The sequence below is a fragment of the Shimia sp. genome (assembly GCF_022448905.1).
GTDB lineage: Bacteria > Pseudomonadota > Alphaproteobacteria > Rhodobacterales > Rhodobacteraceae > Shimia.
Genome location: NZ_JAKVCW010000012.1, coordinates 1 through 26,370, shown reverse-complemented (window position 1 = coordinate 26,370; position 26,370 = coordinate 1). Strand labels below are relative to the sequence as shown.

Annotated in this window: 25 protein-coding genes and 1 tRNA gene; 10 read left to right on the top strand and 16 right to left on the bottom strand. The window is 59.1% G+C overall.

Annotation, left to right across the window (positions count from 1 at the left end):
- The first annotated feature begins 63 nt into the window (after positions 1-63).
- Positions 64-822, top strand: coding sequence for a hypothetical protein (locus MK208_RS14840; protein WP_294117923.1), 759 nt, complete (start codon positions 64-66; stop codon positions 820-822).
- 11 nt (positions 823-833) lie between these two features.
- Here MK208_RS14840 and MK208_RS14835 read toward each other — a convergent pair whose 3' ends face one another.
- The 6 genes from MK208_RS14835 to MK208_RS14810 form a co-directional block, all read right to left on the bottom strand.
- Positions 834-1,904 carry a DUF1513 domain-containing protein gene (locus tag MK208_RS14835; RefSeq protein WP_294117920.1) on the bottom strand — a complete coding sequence of 357 codons (1,071 nt, stop codon included), beginning with the start codon at positions 1,902-1,904 and terminating at the stop codon, positions 834-836.
- The gene (locus MK208_RS14830) at positions 1,904-2,920 is read right to left on the bottom strand and encodes an imelysin family protein (RefSeq protein WP_294117917.1); all 1,017 of its coding nucleotides are present in this window, start codon (positions 2,918-2,920) and stop codon (positions 1,904-1,906) included. Before MK208_RS14830 ends, MK208_RS14835 begins: the two co-directional genes overlap by 1 nt.
- 3 nt (positions 2,921-2,923) lie before the next feature.
- Positions 2,924-4,435: a di-heme oxidoredictase family protein gene (locus MK208_RS14825; RefSeq protein ID WP_294117916.1), complete on the bottom strand. Its 1,512-nt coding sequence runs from the start codon at positions 4,433-4,435 to the stop codon at positions 2,924-2,926.
- Positions 4,436-4,507: 72 nt separating this feature from the next.
- Positions 4,508-5,767 carry an imelysin family protein gene (locus MK208_RS14820; RefSeq protein WP_294117915.1) on the bottom strand — a complete coding sequence of 420 codons (1,260 nt, stop codon included), beginning with the start codon at positions 5,765-5,767 and terminating at the stop codon, positions 4,508-4,510.
- A 130-nt stretch (positions 5,768-5,897) separates the two neighbouring features.
- On the bottom strand, positions 5,898-7,025 hold the full coding sequence (locus MK208_RS14815) for a cytochrome c peroxidase (RefSeq protein ID WP_294117913.1): 1,128 nt from the start codon (positions 7,023-7,025) through the stop codon (positions 5,898-5,900).
- A gap of 81 nt (positions 7,026-7,106) precedes the next feature.
- A complete protein-coding gene (locus MK208_RS14810; RefSeq protein ID WP_294117912.1) occupies positions 7,107-8,105 on the bottom strand; it encodes an AraC family transcriptional regulator in 999 nt (332 codons plus the stop codon).
- Positions 8,106-8,241: 136 nt separating this feature from the next.
- Here MK208_RS14810 and MK208_RS14805 point away from each other — a divergent pair, with 136 nt between their 5' ends.
- The gene (locus MK208_RS14805) at positions 8,242-8,646 is read left to right on the top strand and encodes a DUF4345 domain-containing protein (RefSeq protein WP_294117910.1); all 405 of its coding nucleotides are present in this window, start codon (positions 8,242-8,244) and stop codon (positions 8,644-8,646) included.
- Positions 8,647-8,717: 71 nt separating this feature from the next.
- Here the strand turns inward: MK208_RS14805 and MK208_RS14800 are convergent, their stop codons facing one another.
- Positions 8,718-9,494 carry an enoyl-CoA hydratase gene (locus MK208_RS14800; protein WP_294118137.1) on the bottom strand — a complete coding sequence of 259 codons (777 nt, stop codon included), beginning with the start codon at positions 9,492-9,494 and terminating at the stop codon, positions 8,718-8,720.
- 63 nt (positions 9,495-9,557) lie between these two features.
- Positions 9,558-10,409, bottom strand: coding sequence for a bifunctional DNA-formamidopyrimidine glycosylase/DNA-(apurinic or apyrimidinic site) lyase (gene mutM, locus MK208_RS14795; RefSeq protein WP_294117908.1), 852 nt, complete (start codon positions 10,407-10,409; stop codon positions 9,558-9,560).
- 157 nt (positions 10,410-10,566) lie between these two features.
- Between mutM and ubiE the strand changes: the two genes are divergently transcribed.
- Both ubiE and ubiB read left to right on the top strand, forming a co-directional pair.
- The gene (gene ubiE, locus MK208_RS14790; protein WP_294117905.1) at positions 10,567-11,316 is read left to right on the top strand and encodes a bifunctional demethylmenaquinone methyltransferase/2-methoxy-6-polyprenyl-1,4-benzoquinol methylase UbiE; all 750 of its coding nucleotides are present in this window, start codon (positions 10,567-10,569) and stop codon (positions 11,314-11,316) included.
- The gene (gene ubiB, locus MK208_RS14785; protein WP_294118134.1) at positions 11,313-12,848 is read left to right on the top strand and encodes a 2-polyprenylphenol 6-hydroxylase; all 1,536 of its coding nucleotides are present in this window, start codon (positions 11,313-11,315) and stop codon (positions 12,846-12,848) included. Before ubiE ends, ubiB begins: the two co-directional genes overlap by 4 nt.
- 80 nt (positions 12,849-12,928) lie before the next feature.
- On the opposite strand, the gene dapA is transcribed toward ubiB, so the two are convergent.
- The gene (dapA, locus tag MK208_RS14780) at positions 12,929-13,801 is read right to left on the bottom strand and encodes a 4-hydroxy-tetrahydrodipicolinate synthase (protein ID WP_294117902.1); all 873 of its coding nucleotides are present in this window, start codon (positions 13,799-13,801) and stop codon (positions 12,929-12,931) included.
- Between the two features lie 163 nt (positions 13,802-13,964).
- Between dapA and MK208_RS14775 the strand changes: the two genes are divergently transcribed.
- Positions 13,965-15,914, top strand: coding sequence for a lytic transglycosylase domain-containing protein (locus MK208_RS14775; RefSeq protein ID WP_294117900.1), 1,950 nt, complete (start codon positions 13,965-13,967; stop codon positions 15,912-15,914).
- Positions 15,915-15,918: 4 nt separating this feature from the next.
- Here the strand turns inward: MK208_RS14775 and MK208_RS14770 are convergent, their stop codons facing one another.
- Positions 15,919-16,785, bottom strand: a complete 867-nt coding sequence (locus MK208_RS14770) for a DMT family transporter (RefSeq protein ID WP_294117898.1) — start codon at positions 16,783-16,785, stop codon at positions 15,919-15,921.
- Positions 16,782-17,459: a tRNA (5-methylaminomethyl-2-thiouridine)(34)-methyltransferase MnmD gene (gene mnmD / locus MK208_RS14765; protein WP_294117897.1), complete on the bottom strand. Its 678-nt coding sequence runs from the start codon at positions 17,457-17,459 to the stop codon at positions 16,782-16,784. The genes MK208_RS14770 and mnmD overlap by 4 nt, the downstream gene beginning before the upstream one ends.
- 50 nt (positions 17,460-17,509) lie before the next feature.
- Between mnmD and MK208_RS14760 the strand changes: the two genes are divergently transcribed.
- Positions 17,510-18,550 (top strand): FAD-binding oxidoreductase, encoded by a 1,041-nt coding sequence (locus MK208_RS14760; RefSeq protein WP_294118132.1) that lies wholly within the window; start codon positions 17,510-17,512, stop codon positions 18,548-18,550.
- Here MK208_RS14760 and MK208_RS14755 read toward each other — a convergent pair.
- From MK208_RS14755 to MK208_RS14745, 3 genes are all read right to left on the bottom strand, one after another.
- Entirely contained in the window at positions 18,547-19,101 is a 555-nt protein-coding gene (locus MK208_RS14755; protein ID WP_294117895.1) for an NADPH-dependent FMN reductase, read from the bottom strand. The two genes, MK208_RS14760 and MK208_RS14755, sit on opposite strands and share 4 nt — an antisense overlap.
- Positions 19,102-19,198: 97 nt before the next feature.
- Positions 19,199-19,852 carry an OmpA family protein gene (locus tag MK208_RS14750; protein WP_294117893.1) on the bottom strand — a complete coding sequence of 218 codons (654 nt, stop codon included), beginning with the start codon at positions 19,850-19,852 and terminating at the stop codon, positions 19,199-19,201.
- A gap of 118 nt (positions 19,853-19,970) precedes the next feature.
- Complete coding sequence (locus MK208_RS14745) at positions 19,971-20,816, bottom strand: bifunctional helix-turn-helix domain-containing protein/methylated-DNA--[protein]-cysteine S-methyltransferase (RefSeq protein WP_294117891.1); 846 nt, start codon at positions 20,814-20,816, stop codon at positions 19,971-19,973.
- Between the two features lie 113 nt (positions 20,817-20,929).
- Here MK208_RS14745 and MK208_RS14740 point away from each other — a divergent pair, with 113 nt between their 5' ends.
- The 3 genes from MK208_RS14740 (at position 20,930) to MK208_RS14730 (ending at position 23,193) form a co-directional block, all read left to right on the top strand.
- Entirely contained in the window at positions 20,930-21,478 is a 549-nt protein-coding gene (locus MK208_RS14740) for a TetR/AcrR family transcriptional regulator (protein ID WP_294117888.1), read from the top strand.
- Positions 21,475-22,317 carry a sterol desaturase family protein gene (locus MK208_RS14735; RefSeq protein WP_294117886.1) on the top strand — a complete coding sequence of 281 codons (843 nt, stop codon included), beginning with the start codon at positions 21,475-21,477 and terminating at the stop codon, positions 22,315-22,317. Before MK208_RS14740 ends, MK208_RS14735 begins: the two co-directional genes overlap by 4 nt.
- Before the next feature lie 96 nt (positions 22,318-22,413).
- A complete protein-coding gene (locus tag MK208_RS14730) occupies positions 22,414-23,193 on the top strand; it encodes an ion transporter (RefSeq protein WP_294117883.1) in 780 nt (259 codons plus the stop codon).
- A 12-nt stretch (positions 23,194-23,205) separates the two neighbouring features.
- Here MK208_RS14730 and MK208_RS14725 read toward each other — a convergent pair whose 3' ends face one another.
- A complete protein-coding gene (locus MK208_RS14725) occupies positions 23,206-24,915 on the bottom strand; it encodes an amidohydrolase (RefSeq protein WP_294117882.1) in 1,710 nt (569 codons plus the stop codon).
- Between the two features lie 164 nt (positions 24,916-25,079).
- Positions 25,080-26,060 carry a complex I NDUFA9 subunit family protein gene (locus tag MK208_RS14720; RefSeq protein ID WP_294117879.1) on the bottom strand — a complete coding sequence of 327 codons (981 nt, stop codon included), beginning with the start codon at positions 26,058-26,060 and terminating at the stop codon, positions 25,080-25,082.
- A gap of 223 nt (positions 26,061-26,283) precedes the next feature.
- Here MK208_RS14720 and MK208_RS14715 point away from each other — a divergent pair.
- A tRNA-Leu gene (locus MK208_RS14715) sits at positions 26,284-26,370 on the top strand.

Here is a 26,370-nt window from a genome sequence, read left to right as displayed (position 1 = left end):
GCTTAGAGGGTTGCTTGGGGCGCGCGGCTTTACGGCGTGGGCGCGACATCCTAAGTATCGGCCATGGATAGCAAAGCCCCCCAAACCGCGAGCGATGACCTGCGTGCGACGCTTGAGACCGAAGCCCGCAAAGATGGGCCGCGTGTGCAGCGGATTGAAGTAGAGGGCCAAGTGTTCTGGATTAAGCGCGTGGAGCAGCTGGGGTTGCGGTACCGCTTGCAAAAGGGCGATCCGCGCAAGGCGTTCGAGCGCGAGCGGTTGGCGTACCGCGAGATGAACGCCGTGCAGGCGCCGGTGCCGCGGTTGGTGGCCGAAGGGCCGGACTTTCTGGTGCTGCCGGATTGCGGATTGGATTTGCGCAAGCTTTTGGAGCGACAGGAAGATGCGTCCCGGCGAATCCAAATGCTAGTAGATGCAAGTAAGATGCTTGCAGAGTTTCATAACCTTGGATTTGCCCATGGGAGACCTAGTCCGAAAGACATATGCCAAGTGGATGGCCGGATGTTGCTGCTGGATTTTGAGCGCTACAAACACGCCAACAACACGCCGGTAGGACAGGCGCGGGATTTGGTGGTGTTTGCGTTTAATGTGGCGGCGCATTCGCCGCAGATGCGGGGTAGCTTGCGCGAGGCAATGGTAGCCTATCGGGACAATGCGGATGCCGCGATCTGGCCTTTGGCGCAGCGTTGGTGCCGGTGGTTGCGGTGGACCGCATGGGTGACCAAACCGTTGCAGAAGCGGCCGGAGGGGCGGGCCTTAGAGTTCAAAGCGATTCCGGTGGTGATGGACTTGTTTTTGTCTGAGGACAAAACGCTGGTGTGATGCGGCTTAGGCTACGGCGTAATCGCGATCAGGTGGTTGTCCCACTGCAAGGCGTGCTGCGCGGTGGTACTTTGTAGGGTGCCGATGATGCCTGTGCCGGTGGTGAAGACAAACCCATCCGATGTTGGGCCAATACCACAGACATCTTTTGCCGAAAGGATCGCGCTGGGCTGGCCGGTTCCGGTGTCAAAGACATGCAGAACATTGCCGCGCGGCGAGGTGATGGCGACGAGGTTGCCATCGTTTGAGAGGGCCACGCTGCCGGCGTAGCCTTGCAGGTGTTGTTGCGCTTTTGGCGGAGCGGTGAGGAGTTTCACCTCTGTGCCGCGTTGGTGCAGACCAAGCAGGGGATGAGTGGCGGATTTGCTGCCTTGCCACTGCATGGCAAAGGCGACCATACCGTCCTGACGTACCGCGAGGTGACGGATGGAGTTTTTGTGCAATGCCGCAGTCAGTGTGATCTTCTCAAGCGGGGTTCCGGTGGGGCTCAGATAGCTCAGGTTTGGTGCCATCACCGGGATGTTGAGCTTGCTGCGGCCCATGTCGGGGTGGGTTTCGATGCCGCCATTGGCCACCACAAGGGCTTTGCCATTTGGCATGAGCTTGAGGTCATGCGGGCCAACGCCGCCGGAAGAGAATTCGCCAATTCGAGCGTAGTTTCGGGTGACATCCCAAACGCCAATGACGCCCTCGCCCCCTTCATAGTCATTCTCGGACGTGAAGAGTGCGGTGCCGTCAGCAGAGAACGTGCCGTGGCCGTAGAAGTGGCGGCTTTCCGGAGCTGTGAGGGTTTTCAGGACCGCACCATCGCGGCAATCCATGACCAAGGCAAAGGTGCCTGGACGACGGGCGAAGGCGACTGCTTCGGCACGTTCGGGATGGGCCGCGGCGGTATGGCCACGGGCGGGCAAGGGGATGGTAAAGGTGATCTCGCCTGTGGTGGTTAGCCCAGCGAGCAGAAAGGTGCCGTCAGGGGCGCGGGCGGCCGAGAGGTAGTCAGGTGTGCCAACGCTGCTCCAGCCTGCGCTGGGCAAAAGGCTGGTGGCGGCCAGGCCAGCAAGCATGCGGCGGCGGGTGACCATCAGTCGCCGTCCAGTGCGTTGAAGCCCGCTGTGACGTCGAGGGCTGGGCCAAGTTCCTGCAAGACGATGTCGCGGATGTTGCCGATGTATTGCTGCAGGATTTCGACGCGCAGGCGTCCTTGGATGTCAGAAACACCGGCGAATACGGGATCGTCTTGTAACTCTTCCGCGTGTGAAAGTGCGCTCTCAAAAGCGGCGGTGAGATTGTCCGAAGGGGAAGGCGATTGCGCAGACAGTATTGATGCGAGTTGCTCCAGAGAGGAAAGCGACACCGAGATATTTTGCAGACTGCGTCCGGATCGACGCGCTTCGGCGCGACGGGGACGGGGTTTGTCAAAAGTGCCCAATGGACGGCCAAGACGGGCTTCCTCGTTGAATTGCAAACCTGTGTCGAGGGCTTTGAACAACTCGGCAACGGCAGCGAGGTCTGTCGTGTAGGGTCCTTCTGGGGAGGGCGTGCGCATCAGGGTGGCATAGGTGGATTGCCAATCTGTCAGAATGGCGTCGGCATTGCGGTTGATGTCATTGGCAACCGCCTGGATCAAAGAGCAACGGTAGGCGTCGTCTCCGAGTTGGCTGATGCGGTCGTCGTAGAGCAGGAACTCCATGGCAAAAAAGCCGCGTGCCGCTACAGAGACTTCAGAAAACTCAGCTGGATCAGCGACTACCGGGTCTTCGGCAGCAATCAACTTAGAGAGGGATTTGGGCGTAAACCCTTTGGTGTCGGGCCAAAAGGCGAGGGCAAAGGCGCGTTCGTCGGCCTCAGTAGGGCCAAAGCGCAGGTGATTGACCGCCATCCAGGCGTCAAAGCCTTTGTGGTAGGCGGTACGGAGGGCCTCGGAGTCGCTGCGGCAGTCGGTGGCGGCGGCGGATTTCAAAGCTTCGGAAGCGTTGGCCAAGGACGTGAAGCCGGGCAGGATGTGATCGGTGATTGCCGTGTCCACAAGGGCGGCGGAATCTTGGGCCCAAACCGGTGTGGACAGAAGCAGCGAGGCGGCAAAGGCGATCATGCGCATGGGTTAGAGACTCTCCAGAAAACGTATGAGGGCGGTACGATCGGCGGGTGGCATGTCGATCACTTTGGTTTTTTGACCTTCCGCTTCGCCGCCGTGCCAGAGGATGGCTTCGAGGATACTGCGGGCGCGGCCGTCGTGCAGGAATTGCGTGTGGCCGGAAACCTGACCGGTGAGGCCAATGCCCCAGAGTGGTGGTGTGCGCCATTCCTGGCCGGTGGCACGGCCTTCGGGGCGGTTGTCGGCCAGATCCGGCCCCATGTCATGCAACAACAAGTCGGTGTAGGGCCAGATTAGCTGAAAGCTTTGGGCGGGCTGGTCTTCAAGGCGGTGGGTCACAAAAGACGGCGTGTGGCAGGACGCGCATCCGGTGGTGTGGAAGACTTCTTTGCCGCGCAACACCTCGGGGTCGTCCACGTCGCGGCGGGCGGGCACAGCGAGGTTGGCGCTGTAGAAGGTCACAAGGTCGAGGCCAATTTCGTCAACTTCAAAGACGCGCACGTCGCCGTCTCCGTGGGGGGCGTTGATGCACTCGACCTGCGCGGTGGTGCAATCGCCATGACCCGCTTCAAACAGCGGAGTTGAGATTCCAATGTCGGCAGCAAAGGCCGCGGCGGATTGTTGGCGTAGGGTTGGCGCGGCAGCTTTGAGGCCAAAGCGGCCCAGCATCGGGCGTTGATATTCAACCGACCAGGTGATGTTGGGACGGCCGGAGATGCCATCGCCATCAGTGTCGTTTGGATCGGCGTTTGCGAGAATGTCTTCGGCGGGAATGGCGTCTAGAAGGCCAAGGCCAATCATTTGCGGTGCGACGCGCGGGCTGACCATCACATCAGGGTGAAGGGGGCCATAGCCAAGGTCTTGCAGCGCATAAGAGGGGCGCCGCAAAGTGGCAGTCTCGCCGCCGGACAGCGCGACGTCGAACTCTTCGAAAGAAACTTCGATTCGGGCTTCGGCGGGGTGGCCGGGCAGGTTGAAGTCCTGGATTTGGGAGCCGTAGGTTGGCTCTGGCCGCGTGGCGAGAAAGTCTTCGATTTCGTAGATCTGATCAGCCTGCTGCCCGGGAATGGCCAGCTTAATGGCGAAAGACAGCGCGTCGTCGTTTGGGCCATCCGGGGCGTGACCACGCCCGGATTTCTGATGGCAGCCCAGGCAATTGCGGGCGTTGTAGAGCGGGCCAAGTCCGTCGGAGGCCAGTGTGGAGCTGGGCGAGGACACCCAGAGCTTATCAAACATCGCTTCGCCCATGCGGAAGGTCAGGCCGTCTTCTTTGCTGAGATTGGCGGAGGGCTGTTTGAAGGCAAAGGCGTCATTGCGCGCCGGAACGGTCGCAGCGCCGCCAGGGTGGGACTCAAACTTCTGTGGTTTTGAGAAATCGGTTGGGACGGCTGTGACACCTTCAATGCGCTGTGTCTCGGCGTTGGTGCGGGGCACCACGTTGAGGTGACGGTCATCTAATGCGAGTGCCGCAGAGGTGGCGAAGAGTGCGCAGAAGACCGTGGCTGAGGAAGTTCGCATGGCTGGCCTTGGAATAGAAAAAGGGGCGGCGGGATGGCCGCCCCTTTGAAGTCTTATTGGCTTGAGGCCAATTTACTCGAAAACGGCATCCGGGTTGTCGAGGCTGTCGGAGCCTTCAAACGCGAGGCTGTCGAGGCCCAGAGCTTTTACAGCGGCTTCGATGGATTTGGTCTGATCGACCAGACCGTTTACGCCACCCATCACCAGTGCTTCACCAGCTTCGTTGCCGCGCTCCAGCATCTGGTCATAAGAGAAGCCGGATTCCGCAGCGGTTTTGATGCGGCCGAGGGACATCATGGTGGTGGAGAGCTTGCCTTGCAGCTCTGCGTCCAGATCGGCGTTCACTTCTGCCACCAGGTCAGACACGGAGGGGCCAGACACGAGGGAGCCGTCCACACGCACATATTCGCCCAGGTACACGTTCTGGATGCCCAGACCGTCGTAGTAGTGGCTGTTGTGGGTGTTGTCAGAGAAGCAATCGTGCTCTTCTTCTGGGTCGTTCAGCAGCAGGCCAAGGCGCATACGCTCACCAGCTTGCTCACCGTAGGACAGGGAGCCCATGCCGGTCAGAATGGCCACGAGGCCAGCGTCTGCGTCGCCGGTTACGGTAGAACGGGCTTCGCCGTCTGCGGACCACTGCGCCGCCATGAATTCCAGATCGGAAACCAAGAGGTCGGTGGCAGCTTTCAGGTAGGCGGCGCGACGGTCACAGTTGTCGCCGGTGCAGGCGTCGCCGGCTGCGAAGTCAGTCCAAGGGCGGTCACCTGCGCCGTGGTTGTGGCCGTTTTTGTCCTGGCCCCAGAGCAGGAATTCGATGGCGTGGTAGCCGGTCGCAACGTTGGCTTCTACGCCGTCCGCTTCGTGCAGGCTTTCCAGCAGGGCTGGGGTGATGTCAGCAGCGTCGATGGTTTCACCGGCAACTTCGAAAGAAGGATTTGCAACGATGTTCAGCGCGGCCAGCGGGTTTTCATCAGTTGGGCCACCGTAATCGGCGTCCACATAATCGATCAGGCCTTCGTCCAGTGGCCAAGCGTTCACTTTGCCTTCCCAATCGTCCACGATGGCATTGCCAAAGCGGTACACTTCGGTCTGCTGATATGGCACGCGGGAAGCCAGCCATGCGCCCTGAGCGTTGTGCAGTGCTTCGGCGGATGGGTTTTCGATCAGCGCGTTCACGGCCGCTTGCAGCGTTTTGGTGGTGGTCAGGCTGTCTTCGTATTTGGCGGCGGCGATGTCGGCGTAGTTTGCAACAACATCGGCTTTGGTGGCGGCAAATGCAGGTGCGGTCAGTGCGAGCACGGCCGCGGAAGTGGTTAAAAAGTGACGAGTCATGGAATCCATCCCTGTTGAGAATTTGGCTCATAACTGACTAGTTTTGTCGGTTTCGTCAATCCTTATTAATTTTGTATGCTTTTAGGTGCGGCGCTATGTCCCGCATCCAAAAGTGTATAGAAAATAGAGGTTACTGCTCGTCGAGTAGGTGTTCGTAGCGTGCATCAGTCAGAGTTTTGAGGAAAGCGACAATGGCATCGACCCGTCGATCATCCAAGGCCGGGCCGTGGGTGAGTTCTTCCACTGCTAAGGTTGCGGGCACTGCGGGCATGCGGAAGGTCTCGCCGGTTTCCGGGTTGGTGTGGCGCTTTACGTCGGTGGTATTAAATTGATTGTAGAACAGCACCACAGTGCGGAGATCTTCAAACACGCCGTTGTGCATATACGGGCCAGTGACCGCCACGTTGCGCAGGGTCGGTGTTTTGAATTTGCCACGCAGGGTTGGGTTGCCGTCCATGTCGGGGTGGGCGGCGAGGCCGGTATCCACGGTGCCATGCGTCACGCCGTTCAGATCACGTAGGGCCAGATTCTCCGGCACGCCAATGTTGTGATATTCGTAGTTGGTGAAGGTCTCCTGCGGGTCCAGCTGGCTCTTTCCAAGCTGGTGGCAGAGGTTACAGTTGGTGAACTGCTCAGAGAAGAACAGCACACGGCCGAGGTCCTCTTCGCGGGTCAATTCGACCTCTCCGCGCAGGAAGCGGTCGTATTTACTGTCAAACGGCGAGAAAACTTCGGTGCGTTCAAAGGCGGCGATGGCGTCGGTCATGGCGGTGTAGCCGGATTGGGGATCGCCTAAGACGTCGTCGTCAAACAGTGCCGGGAAGGCTTGGGTGTAGACCGGATCTTCCAGCAGGCGGGCGATAACGGCGGCTTCGTCAGCCATACCCATCTCGATGGGGTTGAGCGGCGGACCACCAGCTTGATCTTCCAAGCGGTTGGCGCGGCCATCCCAAAACTGACCGCCCGCCCAAATGCCATCTGCGTTTTTGTGAAACTCCGGAGTGAAGCTGGCGTAGGCGGCGCTGGGCGCGTTGCGGTCCCCAAGAGAGTGACCGTCATCGCCAATCGAGGCCATGCCGCGTGGATCGGCAAAGCCATACTCCGGATCGTGGCAGGTGGCACAGGATTGCGTGCGGTTGGCCGATAGGTTCACGTCAAAGAACAGACGTTCTCCGAGGGCTTCTAGGGTGGTGGGGACGTCTTCCGCCAAAACTGGCGAGGAGGCGAGCACACATGCAATGGCGAGAGAGCGATACATTTGGGTGTCTCATTTCTGACTTGTTTTGTCAGCTTTGCGCCCGTTTGTGGAAATCGTCAACGGACACTCTTGTCGCAGGGACTAGTTTGCATCCGTTTCCCGGCGATCGGCATGGCGGCGCACGGCGCCCGGCGGAATGCCAAACACGCGTTTGAACGCCCGATGAAAAGTCGGTTCAGAAGAGTACCCTAGTTCGGCTGCAATGGCGCTGATGGGCTGTGTGGTGCGCAACAGATGGTCCCGTGCCAGATGCATGCGCCACATAGTGAGATAGCGTTTCACGGACATATCAATTAGGTTCGTGAACTTTGCCGAGAACGCAGAATGGGACATGCCTGCCGCCTGAGCCAGAGAGTGCACGCTCCAGTCTTTGTCAGGGTACTGATGAATCTGCACCAATGCCCGGCCAATCTGCGGATCCCGTACAGCACGAACCCAGCCGCTTTCCACGCCGCCGCGCGTGTTGAGCCATGTGCGGATGGCTTCGATCACCAACACATCTGCAAGCCGCGTGATCACCATTTCTCCGCCCGGGCGCTGCTCTTGCGCCTCATCTGCGATGAATTGCATCGTCCCTTGTAGCCAAGCCGTGCTGCTTTGAGACCAACGGCTGATGTGCAGTTGATCCGGCAGCAGCGCCATCAAGATACTGCTTGCAGCATGATCCGGCCGCATCACACCATACATGAGTTGCGTTGTTTCGCCGCCGCCGCCAAAGGACAGCGTTTCGTACACCTCAGACACAGGCTCAACGGGCAACTGATCAAGAGGGGTTGCTGTACAATTTGGGTCGCTGAGCACTTCATGCGCTTTGCCAGCGGTCAACAGTAGAAAATCGCCCTGCGCCAACGCCATATCCGGCGCACTGCTTTGGCGCAGGTAGCATTGGCCCCGCGTGACCACAAGAAATGTCATGACGTCTGGCATGGCGGGTACGGCAATGCCCCAAGGCGCTTTAAGCCGTGATTGGCAATAAAATGTTCCCGTCAATTTCAGCAGATGAAAGATTTCGCCAAAAGCATTGCGTTTCACCGTTTGCGATTGGGCGGGATCAAAAGGAATTGGGGAGCGTGTGTTCATGACAAATAAGACAACACCTAAATCAGCTCGCGTCTAGATATTCTGGACGAAAAGCTAACAAATCAGTGGATACGGGCATTAATCGTCGCAGTGTGGCGTCCTAGATTTGGCTTGCTAGTCAAGAAAGGAACGACCAATGACTTCTCTTTTTACCAAAACCGTCCTTCTATTAAGCGCAGGTGTCGCCCTCGCCATCGGTGGGTTGCTGCTGTTCTTTCCGGATGTGTTGCACCACTCCGTCGGCATTGCCGAAGTGTCTGACATAAACCTGCGCAGCGAGTTGCGCGCTCCCTCCCTTGTTCTTTTGGCTGTGGGAGCCCTGTCCCTCAGGGCCATCTGGAACTCCAGTTGGACAGTGGCCGCATTATCGGCTGCGGCAGTAATCTACTTTGGATACGGCGGCGCCCGCATGGTTGGTATGTTGCTCGACGGCCTGCCCAATGCCGCTTTGATTCAAAGCACCGTGATCGAATTGGTGCTGGGAGCCCTTTGTGTATTGGCAATAAGGCTGCAGGGTGAAACCGCAACCCAAGCGGCGTGAATATCCCAACCGCACGCAAAAAAGGGCCGTTCCCCTTCGGGCGGCCCTTTTTGATGTGATCAACCAACCGATCAGCGGTCGCGGAATTGCGCTTCGCGCTTTTCCATGAAGGCTGCCATGCCTTCTTTTTGATCTTCGGTCGCAAACAGCGAGTGGAAGGCGCGGCGCTCAAACAGCAGACCTTCGCGCAGGGAGCTTTCAAAGCTGCGGTTCACAGCCTCTTTGGCGGTGCGCGCGGCGATCAGAGATTTTTCCGCGATCTTTTGGGCGGCGCTCATGGATTCTTCCATCAGCTTTTTGGCAGGCACAACGCGGGACACAAGCCCGGAGCGCTCTGCTTCTGCGGCGTCCATGAAACGGCCGGTGAGGTTCATGTCCATGGATTTGGACTTGCCCACGGCGCGGGTCAGGCGCTGGCTGCCGCCGATGCCGGCGATGACGCCGAGATTGATCTCTGGCTGGCCAAATTTCGCGGTCTCAGACGCGATGATGAAGTCACAGGCCATGGCGAGCTCGCAGCCACCGCCAAGGGCGTAGCCGGAGACTGCCGCGATGACGGGCTTGCGGATGTCCTGGATGCGGTCGCCAAACTCGGCAAACAGGTTGGTGAGGTTCACGTCTGCGAAGCTCATCGAGGACATTTCTTTGATGTCCGCGCCCGCAGCGAAGGCTTTCTCAGAGCCGGTGATCACGATGCAGCGCACTTTGTCGTTGGCATCCGCGCTTTCCAGAGCATCCTGCAGTTCGCCGATCAGCTGTTGGCTGAGCGCGTTCAGGGCGTCCGGGCGGTTGAGTTTGATAAGGGCGACGTGGTCTTCGATTTCGACGATGATCGTCTCAAAAGCCATGAGTAATGCTTTCATTGTTCCGGTCAGGAGTGATTGATTATCATTTGATACATATGGATCAAGCTATCTTTGGCATTGCGCACAGTAGAATGACGAGCGGCCAGATTGGGTGATTCGGCTTATTTTACTAGTGCAATCGGGGGTTTTGCAGGGTTCCCCCTCCCGTCCGTAGACGTCAAAAGTGTGTTGAAAATACCCCAGTTCGCCGTCGGCTTGGCGAAAGTCACGCAACGAACTTCCCCCGGCCTCGATGGCCTCCTGCAGCACCTGACGGATGATGGGCACAAGACTGTGTACGCGGGCCTGTGAGATGGCCCCAGCTTTGCGTTTTGGCGCTATCCCTGCGCGGAACAGTGCTTCGCAGACATAGATGTTGCCCAAGCCCGCCACGATGCGTTGATCCAGCAGGGCTGATTTGATCGGGGTGTTTTTTCCGGCGAGTCGTTCAGCCAGATAGGATTCGTGAAAATCATTGCCCAGAGGCTCCGGCCCAAGTTTGGCGATCAGCGGGTGGGTTTCGGTGTTGTCCGAGGGCAGGAGGTCCATCGCGCCAAAACGGCGCGGGTCGTTGAAGGTGATGCGCGCGCCGTTGTCCATGTCAAACACCACATGGTCGTGTTTCTCGGCCTGAGGATGGTCATGGGCAAACTGTCCCAGCGGGTCGCCGGAGACCGTCATGCGGCCGGACATGCCAAGGTGGATCAGCAGCGACTCGTCAGTGTCGAGGTCCGCGAGGATGTATTTGGAGCGGCGGCGCAGTTGCGTGACCTTGGCGCCGGTGAGCCGTTCCGCCATACGCTCGGGGAAAGGCCAGCGCAGATCAGGGCGGTTGACTTGCGCGCGGGCAATGGTGGCGCCTTCCATGGCCGGTTGCAATCCGCGGCGCACGGTTTCGACTTCAGGCAGTTCGGGCATTTGTGCTCCTACAGATCAACTTGGCAAAGAATGCGCAAAGACTTGCAGGATACGCAAGCGGGGGTGATGTGGTTTGCATTTGTCGGGTGCCAAATCAGCGCATTGTACCTGTTTGGACGGCCCTATATGAATGTGGCAACCAAGAGGATTTCGCATCATGGCGGACAGCAAAAACACCACCCATTTCGGCTTTGAAACCGTGCCGGAAAGCGAAAAGGCCGGGCGTGTTCAGGGCGTATTTGGCTCGGTTGCCAGCAAATACGACATTATGAATGACGTGATGTCGATGGGTATTCACCGCATTTGGAAGGATGCGATGATGGATTGGCTGGCGCCACGTCCGGGGCAGAAGTTGCTCGATGTGGCTGGTGGCACCGGGGACGTGTCGTTCAAGTTTCTGAAACGGGCCGGTCATGGTCATGCGACTGTCTGCGACCTGACTGAGCCGATGCTGGTCGAAGGGCGCAAACGGGCCGAAGCGGACCATATGGCCGAGAGCCTTGATTGGGTTGTGGGAGATGCGATGGCGTTGCCGTTTGAGGACAACACCTTTAACGTTTACACAATCAGCTTTGGCATCCGGAATGTGACCCGTCCGCAGGAAGCGTTGAATGAAGCGTTTCGGGTGTTGCGGCCCGGTGGGCGGTTGATGGTGCTGGAGTTCAGCCAGATCCCAAATGACATGATGCAGAAGGTCTATGACCTCTATTCTTTCAACATCATTCCGCAGATGGGCAAGGTGATCGCCAATGATCGCGACAGCTATCAGTATTTGGTGGAGAGCATTCGCAAGTTCCCGGATCAGGAGACTTTCCTTAATATGGTGAAGACCGCCGGGTTTGAGAATGCGAAGTATCGCAATCTGACCATGGGCATTGCCGCGCTGCATTCGGGTTGGAAGCTGTGAGAGGTCCGCACAACATTATCCGCTTGATCCGCACCGGCGCCACGTTGGAGCGCACTGGCGCGATGAAGGTGGTGATGGATGCCTTTGAGGCGCCAACCCTTGTGCGCGTTGTGCTGCGCGGGTTGGTCTGGCCGTTTCAGTGGCTGGGCTACAAGGGCGATCCCGATGCGCCGGCGTTGCCACGTGCTTTGACGGCTTTGGGGCCTGCCTACATCAAATTTGGTCAGGTGTTGTCGACTCGTCCGGATGTGGTTGGCGGAGATTTGGCTGGTGAGTTGCGGGTTCTGCAGGATAAGCTGCCGCCGTTTGATTTGGCTACTGCAAAGGCAGAGGTCGAATCCGAGTTGGGCCAGCCTGTGGATGAGATTTTCTCCGAGTTTTCCGAGCCGGTGGCCGCGGCGTCGATTGCGCAGGTGCATCGGGCGCGATTGCGGGAAACCGGTGAAGAGGTGGCGGTGAAAATCCTGCGGCCCGGGATCGAGAAAGCGTTTCGCAAAGACATCGATGCTTTTTATTTTGCGGCCAATACCATTGAATTCCTGTCGCCCGGCTCGCGCCGCTTGCGGCCGCGGGATGTAATCGAGCACTTTGATCGAGGTGTGACGTCTGAGCTGGACCTGCGTCTTGAGAGTGCCAATGCCAGTGAATATGCGGCCAATTCGGCAGAGGATCCTGGGTATCAGGTGCCTACCGTTCAATGGGAGCATTCCGCGCGCCGCGTGATGACGCTGGGTTGGGCGGAAGGCACTCCTATTGGCGATAATGATGCGCTGGATGCAGCGGGACATGATCGTCACGCGCTGGGCAGTCGGATTTTGGAGCTGTTCCTGAATCATGCGCTGCGCGACGGGTATTTCCATGCGGATATGCATCAGGGCAACATGAAGGTCGCCGCCAATGGCGACATTATTGTCTATGATTTTGGCATCATGGGCTACATCGACGAGTACACACGTCGGGTCTATGCCGAGATTCTGTATGGCTTCATTCAGCGGGACTACAAACGCGTGGCCGAGGTGCATTTTGAGGCGGGTTATGTGCCTGCTGATCAGGATGTGGATGAGTTCGCGCGGGCCTTGCGGGCTGTGGGCGAGCCAATTTTTGGCATGGACGCCACGCGGATCTCGATGGGACGGCTGTTGAACTACCTGTTTGAAGTCACCGAACGTTTTGGCATGGCAACCCGCACAGAGTTGATCCTATTGCAGCGCACAATGGTGGTGGTCGAAGGGGTAGCGCGGTCGCTTGATCCGCGTGTGAACATCTGGGATGTGGCGAAGCCTGTGGTGTCAGCCTACATTCAGGAAAGCATAGGCCCGCGCGCCGTGTTGAGCGATCTGGCTAAGACCGCGCGTGTGCTGTCGCGCTTTGGGCCAAGATTGCCGGCAATGGTCGAAGCGGCGTTGATTGCGCAATCCGAGGACAAGGTTGAGCGGTCGCGCCCAGTGTGGCCCTGGATGATTTCTGGCATTGGGCTTGGGGTGTTTGGCACCGTGGCGACATTGGCTTTTGGCCTGGCGCTCTGGCACTAGTTTACAGACCAGCAGACATGAAAAAGGCTCCCAGTGGGCGCCTTTCTTTTTGAGGGCAAGGCCTCGAAATTTGTGCGGACTTAGAGCAGACCGGCATGCGCCATAGCGGCGTCGATCTGTGCCTTGGTGGCGTCGGTCAGACCGGTCAGTGGCAGGCGTACCTCTTCGTTGCAAAGGCCAAGGCGGGACATAGCGTATTTCGCGCCGACCAGACCTGGCTCTACAAAGATGGCTTCGTGCAGCGGCATCAGTTTGTCCTGATACTCCAGAGCTTTGGCATAGTCGCCCGCCAGCGTGGCGGCCTGGAACTCGGCGCAGAGTTTTGGCGCGACGTTGGCTGTCACAGAGATGCAGCCGACACCGCCGTGTGCGTTGAAGCCAAGTGCGGTGGCGTCTTCGCCGGACAGTTGGATGAAGTCAGCGCCACAGGTGGCACGTTGCTGGCTTGGGCGGGCCAGATCGCCGGTGGCGTCTTTTACACCTACAATGCGTGGCAGCTTGGCCAGCTCCCCCATGGTTTCCGGTGTCATGTCGATCACGGAGCGGCCCGGAATGTTGTATATGATGATTGGAAGTTCACAGCAGTCATGTACCGCGGTGAAATGTGCGATCAGGCCGCGTTGGGTTGGCTTGTTGTAGTAAGGCGTCACCACGAGAATGCCATCTGCGCCAACTTTCTCGGCGTGTTGTGCAAAGCGGATGGCTTCCAAAGTGTTGTTGGAGCCCGCGCCTGCGATCACTGGCACGCGACCGGCGGAGGCTTTAACAACCTCTTCGACAACGGTTTCGTGCTCTTCGTGGCTCAGCGTTGGGCTTTCGCCGGTGGTGCCCACGGGCACAAAGCCATTGGTGCCTTCACCAATGTGCCACTCGACGATCTTCTTGAGCGTTTCCAAATCCAGCTCGCCGTTCGTAAACGGCGTGATGAGTGCGGGGTAGGACCCTTTGAACATGGCACGCTCCTTTTAATGCGTAGCTGGGCGGAATTGCCCATTTTGGTAAATCGCGCGGACCCTAGCGGGAAGTTGCCCACTTGCCAAGATTGTGAGTTGAGGCCTTCGGGTGCGCGGCGTATCTTGCGGGTTCTATCCTGTCTGGCATAGGAAAATGCAAGCCATGTTGCGTCTTTTTCTGACTCTGTTTGTGGCCTTGCTGGTCGCTGTTCCCGTAAATGCGCAGTTTCGCGATGAGTTGCGTGCGGCTATGACCTCGATCCGCGCCAAGGATTGGGGCGGCGCGGCCAAGGCGGTGCGCGAGACCGATCAGGTGACCCGTGACATTGTGGAATGGCACCGGTTGCGCGCGGGCGAAGGCTCGGCGGATCAGGTTTTGGCGTTTCTGGATCGGCGCGGGGATTGGCCGGGGTTGCCCTATTTGCGTAAGCAGTCGGAAGCGGCTTTTGACGACGTGAGCGATGAGATGGCGCTGTCGTTCTTTGTGCATGGCCCGGCGCAGACCGCCGAAGGCGCGCTGGCGCAGGCCAAAGTGCTGACTCAGGCAGGCGAGGATGGCGCGGCGCAGGCCACGATTGTGGAAGCCTGGCGCACCATGGCGATGAACAGCACGACCAAAGCGGATTACCTTGCACGCTATGGCGATTTGCTGAAGCCGCATCATACGGCACGGCTGGATGCGATGCTGTGGAAGAATTGGACCTCCAATTCGGAGGCGATGTACGCCCATGTGCCCGAGGGCTGGGTGGCACTGGCCAAAGCGCGGCTTGGGCTGCGGGCGATGGCCAAAGGGGTCGACGGGTTGATCGCGGCGGTGCCGGACAGTTTGCAGGGTGATCCGGGGCTGGCGCATGAGCGCTTTGTCTGGCGGCATCGCAAAGACCGCAACGACAGCGCCATTGAGCTTATCCTGGCGCGCAGCAAAGCGGGCACGTTGGGGGAGCCTGAGGAATGGGCCCCACGGCGCCGGTCTTTGGTGCGCAATCAGATGCGGGCGGGGAACTACAAAACCGCCTATGCCTTGGCGGCGACACATAAGCTGACACCAGAGGCGGGCTATGCCTATTCCGATTGTGAGTGGCTGGCCGGGTATTTGGCGTTGCGCTTTCTCGACCGCCCCGAAGAAGCTGCCGCGCATTTCCTGAATTTTGCCCAGTCGGTGGAGACGCCTATTTCGCTAGGTCGCGCTGGCTATTGGCTGGGCCGTGCCTATGAGGCGATGGGCGACAAGACCACCGCGCAGCAGGCCTATGTGGCGGGCGGTGCGCATCAGACCAGTTTCTATGGGCTGCTGGCGGCGGAAAAGGCAGGGATTGCACATGATCCGGCTTTGTCCGGTCAGGAGCGGTTCCCGGATTGGCAAAAGGCCAGCTGGACCACCTCAAGCGTGCACAAAGCGGCGCGGGCTTTGTTGGCGGCGGGGGAGCTGAGCCTTGCGGAGCGGTTCTGGGTGCATCTGAGCGAAACGCAGGATCGCACGGGTTTGGGTCAGCTGGGGCAGATGGCGTTGGATCTTGGGCAGCCGCACATTGGGGTGATGCTGGGCAAGCAGATGGTGCGCATGGGTGTGACTTTGCCGGGGCCCTATTATCCGCTGCATCCGCTGGTCGACCAAAAACTGCCGGTGGCCGATGAGTTGTCCTTGGCCATTGCCCGGCGGGAGAGTGAGTTTGATCCGGTGGTGGTCAGCCATGCAGGCGCGCGGGGTTTGATGCAGCTGATGCCGGGCACCGCGCGGGATGTTTCGGCGGAGATTGGTGAGGTTTATGTGTTGGGCAACCTGACCTCTGATCCGGGATATAACGCGCGGTTGGGCAGCGCCTATCTGGCTGGCCTGGCGGAGCAGTTTGATGGCAACATCATCATGATTTCGGCGGCTTACAATGCTGGCCCGAGTCGTCCTGAGCGATGGATGGCAAGCAACGGCGATCCGCGTGGCGGGACTGTTGAGGCCATGATCGACTGGATCGAGATGATCCCGTTTAACGAAACCCGCAACTATGTGATGCGGGTGTCCGAAAGCCTGCCGGTCTATCGCGCACGGTTGGGCAAGGACCCGCATCCGGTACCGTTTGGTCAGGAGATCACGGGCGGCACCATCAAGGTGCGCTAAGGCTTCAGGCGGATTGGCGTTCCCGCCACCATGTGAACAACCCAGCGGCCAGCACGATGCCCGCGCCTATGGCCACGTTCAGGCGCAGGGTTTCGCCAAAGGCGGCCATGCCAAGCGCGGCCGCAAAGGGCAGTTGCAGATAGGCAAAGGGCTGCACGGCGCTGGCCTCGGCGACCTCATAGGTGCGGATCAGCAACCAGTGTCCGAAGACACCAGTACAACAGAGCGTGCCCATCCAGATCCAGTCGCGGCCCGAAATCGGCTCCCAGAAAAACACGCCAATCGCGGTCATGACGATGCAGCCGATCACACCGGTGTAAAAAAAGCTGGTCTGACCAGTGTCACCGCGGGCGACGTAGCGGGTCATTAGCCCGTAGACCGCGAACATCAGTGCGCCAACGAGCGGAACAATGGCGGCGGGGCTAAAGACACCGGAGCCAGGTTGCAGGATGATCAGCACACCAATCGCGCCGACACCAATGGCGGCCCAGCGGCGCCAGCCCACCCGCTCGCCCAAAACAGGCCCGGACAGCGCGGCGATGATCAGCGGGTAGCAGATAAAAATGGCGTGGCTCTCAGTAAGGCCTAGCAGAGTGAAGGCCACCACGGTCACGCAGATTTCCAGCGCCAGAAGCGCACCACGGCCAATTTGCAGCAGCGGGAATTTGGTGCGCGCCACTGCCTTGATACCGCCGGGTTGGCGGGAAGACAGCGCAATGACAAACAGCGCAAAGAACCAGTAGCGGATCATCACCACGAGGTAGGTGTTGTATTCGCTTGCCAAGTGGCGGGAGATGCCGTCTTGCAGCGCAAAGACCAGCGTGGTGAGCGACATCAAAAGGATGCCGAGGCGGTTGTTGGGCTGTGTCATGTTGCGGGTTTTTCACAATGGGTCATGTGGCGTTTGCGGCCAAAACCCGGGGCGCGGGTGACGGTGAAGCCTGCGGCCTCCAGGTTTCGGCGTACAAAGCCCGCGGCGGTATAGGTCGCGGCGGTGCCGCCTGCTTTGGTGTGCGCGCCGACTTGGGCCATCAGGTCTGCGTCCCAGAGTTCGGGGTTTTTGGCAGGCGAGAAGCCGTCCAGAAACCATGCGTCCGCCTCAAAGCTTTGCGCCGCGAGGGTTTCACGCGCGTCGCCAATCACCACGCGGGCGTGGATGCCCGCAAGCGTGGCAAGGGTTGGGTCTTCCGCATAAGCGGCCACTAGGCGGGTGGCGTAATCGCTTAATTCCGGAAATGCTGCCAAAGCTTTTTCCATTTCCTCGGGACTCATCGGGAAGGCTTCAAAGGTTGTGAAAGACAGCGGCGTGGTTTGGCCGCTTTCGTCCCAGGTTTTCCAGACCGTTAGCAAATTGAGACCGGTGCCAAAGCCCAGCTCGGCAATGTGGAAGCCGGGAGCAAAGCGGGCGGGCAAGTGGTTGCCGTCCAAAAACACATGGCGTGTTTCGGCCAGCCCGTTGTCGAGGCTGAAATACGGGTCATCAAACCGGGTGGACACCGGGATGACGTTGTCTCGCCAATCGAGATCCGCGTGCTGGTCGCTCATGTCGCTTTGCCTTATGGAGGTGACGGCGCATTTGACCACAAATGAAGGGATTGGCAATGGTGGACGTGACCGTGATGGGAGCCGGAGCTTTTGGGCTGTCCGTGGCCTGGGCCTGTGCCAAACGTGGGGCCAAGGTGCGGGTGATTGATCCTGGTGGTGTGGGTGCCGGTAGCAGCGGCGGATTGGTCGGCGCTTTGGCGCCGCACACGCCGGAAAATTGGAACGTGAAGAAGGCGTTTCAGTTTGAGAGTCTGATTATGGCCGAAGGCTGGTGGGCCGAAGTCGAGGCGACCGGTGGCGTGAGCGCAGGCTACGGACGCACGGGGCGCATACAGCCGGTGAAAGACGCACGCGCATTGGAGCTGGCGAAGGCTAGGGCAGAGAGCGCCAAAGAGCTGTGGCAAGGCAAGGCGCAGTGGCAGGTTGTGGAGCGGGATACCCTTAGCGATTGGGCGCCGGAAAGCCCAACGGGCTGGGTGATCCACGACACCTTGAGCGGGCGCATGTTCCCCCGGCGCGCCTGTGCAGCCCTGGCGGCAGCGTTGCGCAGCAAGGACTGCGAGATTGTTGCGGAGGGCCCGCGGGTTGGCAAGGTGGTCTGGGCAACAGGGTGGCAAGGTTTGCTCTATCTGTCTGAAGACATGGGCAAACCAGTGGGCAATGGCGTCAAGGGACAAGCGGCGTTACTGCGGCTGGATCAATCCTCTGCGCCACAATTGTTTGCCGATGCTGTGCATATTGTCCCTCACGCCGATGGAACTGTGGCGATCGGTTCTACAAGCGAGCGAGAATTTGACGATCCTTCAAGCACGGATGCTCAGCTTGATGATGTGCTGGCGCGGGCCTATGCGGCGGTGCCAGTCTTGAAAGATGCGGAGGTTATTGAGCGCTGGGCAGGCGTCCGCCCCCGTGCCAAAAGCCGTGCGCCGATGTTGGGCAAACACCCCACCAAGGATGGCGCATTCATTGCCAATGGCGGGTTCAAGATTGGCTTTGGCATGGGACCAAAAGCGGGCGAGGTGATGGCCGATCTGGTGCTGGAAGGGCGGGACGAAATACCGGAGGCCTTCCGTCCCGAAGCCTCGCTTTAGGCTTTATTGGATGCCTGCTCTACGTCCGCTTTGAGCGCATCCATGAGTGTCGTCACGGAGGCCGTATAGCGCTCGCTGACAAACTGGCCATTGTCATCAAAAGCGTTGCCGCTGTCGGCAATGCCCACTTCTGGCGCCAGGGTGATGCGCGGGCGAAACGCCACAAGACAGCTGCGCAGCATAGTCTGTGCGCGCACGCCACCGGCGCGGCCAGCGGCGGCGCTCATTAAGGCGGTGGGCTTGCCCACCATGGGCTTTTCCCAATGGCGGCTGATCCAATCGAGTGCGTTTTTTAGTACGCCAGTGACTGCGCCATTGTATTCCGGGGTTGAGATCAGCACCGCGTCAGCTTCGGCGATCTGGTGCACCAACAGTTTGACCGCTTCGGGAATGCCGCTGTTGCTTTCGAGGTCGCCGTCATAGAGCGGGATGTTCAGATTGGCCTCAACGTAGCTGTCCGCGCCATAGAGGCGAGCGGCTTCGCGCAGCAGTTTGCTGTTGGTGGAGTCCGTGCGCAGCGCGCCAGACATTCCGAGCAGTGTGTGAGGCATAGACCAATCTCCTTGTTCGCGTGTCCATTACGTAAGGAAAAAGGCGCCGCAATCAAGCGACGCCTTTCAAACAGTGGTTGTGTGGTTCTGCGTTGCCTTAAGTCGCGGTGGGCAGGATCACAATTTCCACACGGCGGTTCTGGCGCCGTCCGTCTTCGTCGAGGTTGGAGGCGATGGGTTGATCCTCACCGCGGCCAATGGTGTCGATCCGGCTGACCGGCACGCCATTGGTGAGCAGCACATCGGCCACCGCATTGGCGCGGCGCTCAGACAGGGTTTGGTTATGGCTGGCCGATCCGGTGTTGTCGGTGTGACCCAGAATTTGCACGGTGCTGTCTGGGTATTTCTCCAGGCTGGTGGCAACTTTGGCGAGGTCGTCTTGCAGGCTGGCATTGACGGAATAGCTGTCGACGTCAAACAGGATGTCCTGTGGCAGCGTCAGGATCAGACGGTCGCCGGTGTTTTCGATGCGCACGTCGTCATCCAGTTGAGCCCGCAGTTCAGCCTCTTGTTTGTCGAGCACGTTGCCGATGATGGCCCCGGCACCGGCGCCAAGGGCGGCACCCATCAACGCGTCGCCATCGGTCACGGCGGCAATGCCTGCACCGGCCAAGGCGCCAATCAGCGCGCCGTTTTTGGTTTTGCGATATTGGTCACGTTCTGCGCCAGATCCAGCGACATAACCGGGGTCGGTACAGGCCGTCAGGCCCAGCAAAGCGACAGCGCTCAGGGAAAGGGGAAGTGTCTTCATCTCGTTGCCTCAAGTATGTATCGCCGTTTGTCGGCTTTTGCGGCTTGTATACTTGGTTTTGCGGCCTGCCCCAAGCAAAGAGACGGGCGGTATCGGCAAATTGATGCCGAATGTGCGTTTAAGCTTCCGCGCGGGCGGACTCATAGGCAAGCAGCGCGCGTTTCACTGGCAAGCCCCAGTGATAGCCGCCCAAGCCGCCGGACTTGCGCATGGCGCGGTGGCAGGGGATCAGCCAACTGACCGGGTTGCGACCGACGGCGGTGCCAACCGCGCGCACGGCACGCGGATTGCCAATGCTGCGGGCAATCTCGGCATAGGTGGTGACCTCGCCTGATGGAATGCGCATGAGCGCTTCCCAAACCTTGATCTGCAACGCAGAGCCAATCATATAGACCGGCACTTTGTCATGGTCGGCCTGCTCTGCCTGATATGCGGCAAGCACCCAAGGGCGCAGAAACATAGGATCTTCGACAAAATTGGCGTTGGGCCAGCGGGAGAAGAGATCTTCCATGGTGGCCTCAGCCCCGGTCTCGGCGGCAAAGCCAATGCCACAAATGCCTTTTTCTGTACCCGTGACCAGCGAGAGGCCAAAGGGGCTGTCAAACCAGCCCCAATAGATGGTCAGCCCCTCGCCGCGTTTGGCGTAGTCCCCGGGGCTCATGGCTTCCCAGCGCAGAAAGAGGTCATGCAGGCGACCGGAGCCGGAAAGCCCTACAGAATTGGCGGTGTCCAAGGTGGTGAAATGGTCGTGCAGCAGCACCTTGGCGTGGCCCAAGGTCAGATATTGTTGGAACCGTTTGGGTGAGACACCTGCCCAGCGGGTGAACAGGCGCTGGAAGTGTGCGGGGCTCATGCCCATGGCCTTGGACAGGTCGTCTAGCGACATGTTTTCACCACCCTGATCGATCAGCTCAATCGCACGGCGCATGACGTTGTAGTGATAGCCTTCGGTCATGTCATTCATCGGTCGCACTCCTGTCTTGAGCGTATCCTAATTGGCGGGTGGGGGTGCGGCGACCCGAAAATTGCGCAAAGGGCACCTCTTGACTTTGAGAAAAAATGATACACCTATGTCTCATGTTGAAAAAATCAGAAGCTAAAATCATAGAGGCGGGATTCTCCGTCTTCTCCGCAAATCCCACAGCCACCTTGGCGGACGTCGCCAAAGAAGCGGGTGTGGGGCGTGCGACGTTGCATCGCCACTATGCCGGGCGCGAGGACCTTATGGCCGCGCTGGCAGTGGTGGCGATGCAGGAACTGGATGATGCCATTGAGGCGGCCACCGAGGATGCGCCGAGTTACACAGAGGCGCTGCGTCTGAGTTTAGAGGTGATCATTCCTCTGGCGGATCGGCAGATGTTCCTTGCAAATGAACCGCTGGATCATGTGCCGGAGGTGCTGGAGGCCTACACTCAGCAACTGGAGGAAACCGCAGAGGCCGTTGACGCGGCGAAGGAAGAAGGTGGGTTTGACGCTGATGTGCCGACCGCCTGGATCGTGCAGGCGATTGAAACGCTGACCTATGCCGCCTGGACCGTGGTGCGGGATGGCGATGCCACGCCAGAGGAGGCCGCGGCGCTGGCTTGGCGTACTTTGCAGTCGGGTTTGACGGGAGGAGCAAAATGATACCGGAGCAGTTTATCGGATTGGCCGAACGGGTGGACGAGGTGTTCTTCCTGATCGGGGTGGCTATTCTAGTCATCGAGATTGCAGAAGCCTGGTTCAAAGGCTCTTTGAAAGGCAAAACCTGGCTAGAGATGCTGGCGAGCGCGTCGACACAGGTGCCCTATCTGTTGCTCGAAGCGACGATGATGACGGCGCTTTACTTCGGGCTCTATGTCTTTAGCGAAACCGTGGTGAGCTGGCATCTGCCAACCACAATGCCGTGGATTGTGCTGGCGATTTTGATTGCGGATCTGACCTACTATTGGGAGCATCGGATTGCGCATCGGGTACGGCTCTTGTGGACGCAACACGCGGTGCATCACTCCAGTCGGGACTATAACATTGTGACGGCGGTGCGTTTTGGTCCGCTGGAAAGTCTGTGGTCCTTCATTGCGCATATTCCCATGATCTTGGTTGGTTTCAGTCCGGACGTGGTTCTGGGATCGGTGATCCTTGTGCAGGCTTATCAGACTTGGTTGCACACCGAATTGATCGGCAAGTTGGGGCCGCTGGAATGGGTTTTGAACACGCCGAGCCATCACCGTGTACACCATGGTTGTGACAACAAGTATCTGGATAAAAACTACGGTGGTATCCTGATCATCTGGGACCGGATTTTTGGTAGCTTTCAGGTGGAAGAAGAGCGTCCGCGCTATGGGCTGACCACAGATTTTGACAGCCAGAATCCGGTGAAAGTCTGGTTTTCTGAACTGCCCGGACTGTGGCGTGACATCAAGCGCGCCAAGACCCGACGGGAGCTGTGGGGGCGGCTGTTTGGGCCGCCGGGCTGGAAACCATAACTGCGGCGAATTGCGGGGGCGGGTTGCGAAGACCCGCCCCCGTCACCTATGTAGCGCGCAACCGATGTTGAAACGCGCAATTTTGAGATCCCATCCATGAGTCTACGCGACAAAATCGGGGCGTTTATCGACCGCCCTGCCTTTCGCAACGCCATCCTCGGCGTGATCCTTTTCAATGCCATAATCCTTGGCATGGAAACCTCCAAGCCGCTTATGGAAGCCATTGGGCCGGTGCTGATCACGCTGGACGCACTGTGTCTGGCGATCTTTGTGGGGGAAATCCTCGCCAAGCTTTACGTGCAGCGTGGCAACTTCTTCCGCGACGGCTGGAACCTGTTTGATTTCATCATTGTCGGCGTGGCTCTGGTGCCGGCCGCCCAGGGTCTATCGGTACTGCGGGCGTTGCGGATCCTGCGCCTGTTGCGGGTGGTGTCAGTGGCGCCCTCGCTGCGCCGCGTGATCGAAGGGCTGCTCAATGCCTTGCCCGGCATGGGGTCCGTCTTCCTGCTGATGGCGCTGATTTTCTACATCGGCGCGGTGATGGCGACCAAACTGTTTGGCGCCGCTTTCCCGGCTTGGTTCGGCACCCTTGGCAAATCCGGCTACTCACTGTTCCAGATAATGACGCTGGAAAGCTGGTCCATGGGCATCGTGCGTCCGGTGATGGAGGCTTACCCCTTCGCCTGGATGTTCTTTGTGCCGTTCATCCTGCTGACCACCTTTGTGGTGCTCAACCTTGTGGTGGGTCTGGTGGTGAACTCCATGCAGGACGCGCACCATGTGGAGGCTGAGGCCGAGACCGGCAACTACCGCGATGAGGTGCTGAGCCGGCTCGATAAGCTGGAAGAGATGCTGCGCGACGCCAACAAACGTTGACGTCCCCATGGCTCAGAAGCTGACTTTGACGTCGCCTTCGTAGATCATCTCGCCTTCAAACCACGTTTGGTTGACCACCGCGCCGTGGATTTGGTTGAGCGGGATGTCAAACAGGTTGCGGTCCAGCACAATAAAGTTGGCGCGTTTGCCGGGGCGGATGGAGCCAATTTCGTCCTCCATGAACATCGCATAGGCCCCGCCCATGGTGTAGGCCTTGATCGCTTGCTCCAGCGAGATATGGCTGTCGGTGCCCAAAAGCACGCCGTTGGGGCCGTCTCCGGGCGCGCGGCGTGTGACCAGCGTTTCGAGGTTTGTCCATGGATCGGCCTGCGCCTGATTCCAATCAGAGCCAATAGCCACATTCACTCCAGACCGCAGGATCGGGCCAATGCGCCAGACGGTTTGCAGCATCTCCGGGCCCAGATCGGCCTCTGCCGCGTCGATGATTGGGCGCGGAAACCAGAAGGACGGGGAAAACTCCATCACCACATTGCCGTACTTCATCCGGTCGATGTCGGCGGTGTCGATGATCACATTGTGCGCCACGTGATTGCGCAGGGCACGCACCTTTTCCACACCGTTCTGCTGCATCGAAAGCTTGGTGCCCTCAAGTACAATCTCCGTGCCGCGATCCCCGGTGGAGTGCACCATCACGCCAATGCCTCGGGCGTTATAGTCGACAATCTTCTGCCGCAGTTTCTCCGGTGGGGTCATGGGCAGGCCGTTGTAGTCAGTGCCCGGATAGGTCTCTTTGATCAGCATCGTGCGGCCAAAGGGAACGCCATCAGCAAACAGCTTCACCCCATCGATGCGCACATGATCGGTCTCAAATTGCGCCGGGTTTTCAAATAAGGCCTCGTTGGAATAGAGCCGGTAAAAATCGACCTCATAGGGCGTCATCGAAACCTGCATCTTCAGCAGGCCTTCGTCGTCCATGCGCTTCAGTCCGTTGACCCAGTTTGCGTCCCCCTGCGCCACCTTGATGCCGGTGATACCCATCGAGGACAGACGGGGCATCACATCGGTCGCCGCCTGATAAAGGTCGTCTTCAGTGTAGTTGGGGGAGTGTTTGAACACTTCCTGCATCGCCGTTTCATAGAGCAGCCCGTTGATCGCGCCATCCTCCGTGCGGCCAAAATAGCCGCCCACCGGATCGGGGGTGTCGTTGGTGACGCCCGCCACTTGCAAGGCTTTGCTGTTGGCAATGGCGATATGGCCGGTCTCATCCTCGATCACCACCGGGCGGTCGGGCACAATCGCGTCGAGATACGCCGAGTTCAGCGGCGTGTCGGTAAAGGTGCCCCAGCTGAACGCCGCCCCAATGATCCAAGGTTTGTCCGGCACGGACTCGGCATAGGCTTTGATCTTGGCGTCAAACTCCTCAGGCGTCACCGGAACGGCGGCAGAGGTGGAGAAATCCACGTTTTCGATCAATTGGGACCGCAGGGGGTGGATGTGCGCGTCAATCATGCCCGGCATGGCAAAGCGGCCACCCAAATCGACCAAATTGGTGTCTGGCCCTGTTAGGGGGGCCACCGTGTCGGCATCGCCAACTTTCACAAAGCGCCCGTCGATGATCGCGGCGGCCTCGGCCCAGGGTTGGCCCTCTTCCACAGTGTAGATTTTTGCGTTGGTGATGATGGTATCGGCAGTCTGCGCAAACGCAGGCGCGGCCCACACCGCGCAGCTCAGCGCAAAAGAAACACGAAAGGGGCAGGTCATGGCAAAACTCACAGATCAAAAGGCAGTTGGTGTCTGTGAGTGTTGCAGGTGACGCGGTCGCCATCAAGTCCGGCGCACCCGCCCAGCGCCCACATAAAAAAGCCGCCCGTGCGATCCACGCAGGCGGCATTCTCATAGGGTTTCTGTCGTAGGTGCCTTGAAGATCAGACCTTCAGGTTGCGGGCCGAGTCCTTGATGGCGTCGTACTGCCCGGATGGGCGGAACCGCCACAGGTAGTCGGCCATGATCGCCTCCGGTGCGAGCGGCTTGATACCAAGCGCGTCAAAGCCTTGCGCGTCGTCACTGACCATATTGTCTTTCTTGAGCAGCTTGAGCTGGTCTTTGGTGATCACAGAGTTGTGGAACAGACCAAAAGTCAGCGCCTGTAGCAGGCCAAAGCCGGTGGCCATCAGGCCGCCGACAAAAAACGGCAAATTGGCGATCAGCTTGCGGCGGTGGATCACTTTCAGCATCTCAGACACCCAGCCACGCAGGCTGTCGACCTCTGGGCCACCCAACTCATAGGTGCCCGACGCCTCGCCTTTGATGCCCATCACGGCAGCTTGGGCCACGTCATCCACATAGACCGGCTGGAACTTAGTCTCGCCGCCCACCAGCGGCAGCACAGGCCCCAGACGGGACATGGCGGCAAAGCGGTTAAAGAACTCGTCGTCCTGACCAAAGATCACCGACGGGCGCAGGATCATGGCGTTTGGCATGAGCTGCAACACGCCCTCTTCGCCCTGCGCTTTGGACAGGGCATAAAGGCTGTCGCTGTCTTTGTCGGCGCCAATGGCAGAGATATGCACCATGTTTGCGACACCCTCGGCGGCGGCGATGCGGGCGATGCGCTCCGCCCCTTCGTGCTGCACAGCGTCAAAGGTGTTTTTGCCACGGTCTGACAAGATGCCCACACAGTTCACCACCGCGTCCGAGCCTTGCATAACCGCTTGCACAGAGGCGTCGTCGCGGATGTTGCAGAACACAGGCTCCACCTGACCCACCGAGCCGTAGGGCTTCACAAACATCGCTTCATTTGGGCGGCGCACCGCGACCCGCACAAGCCAGCCTTCTTTTGCCATGCGGCGGGCGATGTGACGTCCGACAAAACCGGAACCGCCAAAGATGGTGACAAGTTTGGACATGGGTTGCCTCCGAGGTAGACCAATTAGAGATGGGATAGCGCCGATGGCGTTTCAGAACAAGCAACAAAGGCGCGACCGCGACAAGAAACCCCTGTGTTTTTTGTGGAATTTGATGGGTCTTGGGGCCGCGTGAATTTGCGCAGGGGAGAAAAAACAAAAAAGGTCCGAGAATCGCGTTGACACCCCCCGCCCCTAGGCTTAAACGCCTGTCTCACCAACCCGTGCCCAGATGGCGGAATTGGTAGACGCGCTAGCTTCAGGTGCTAGTGTCCGTATGGACGTGGAGGTTCGAGTCCTCTTCTGGGCACCA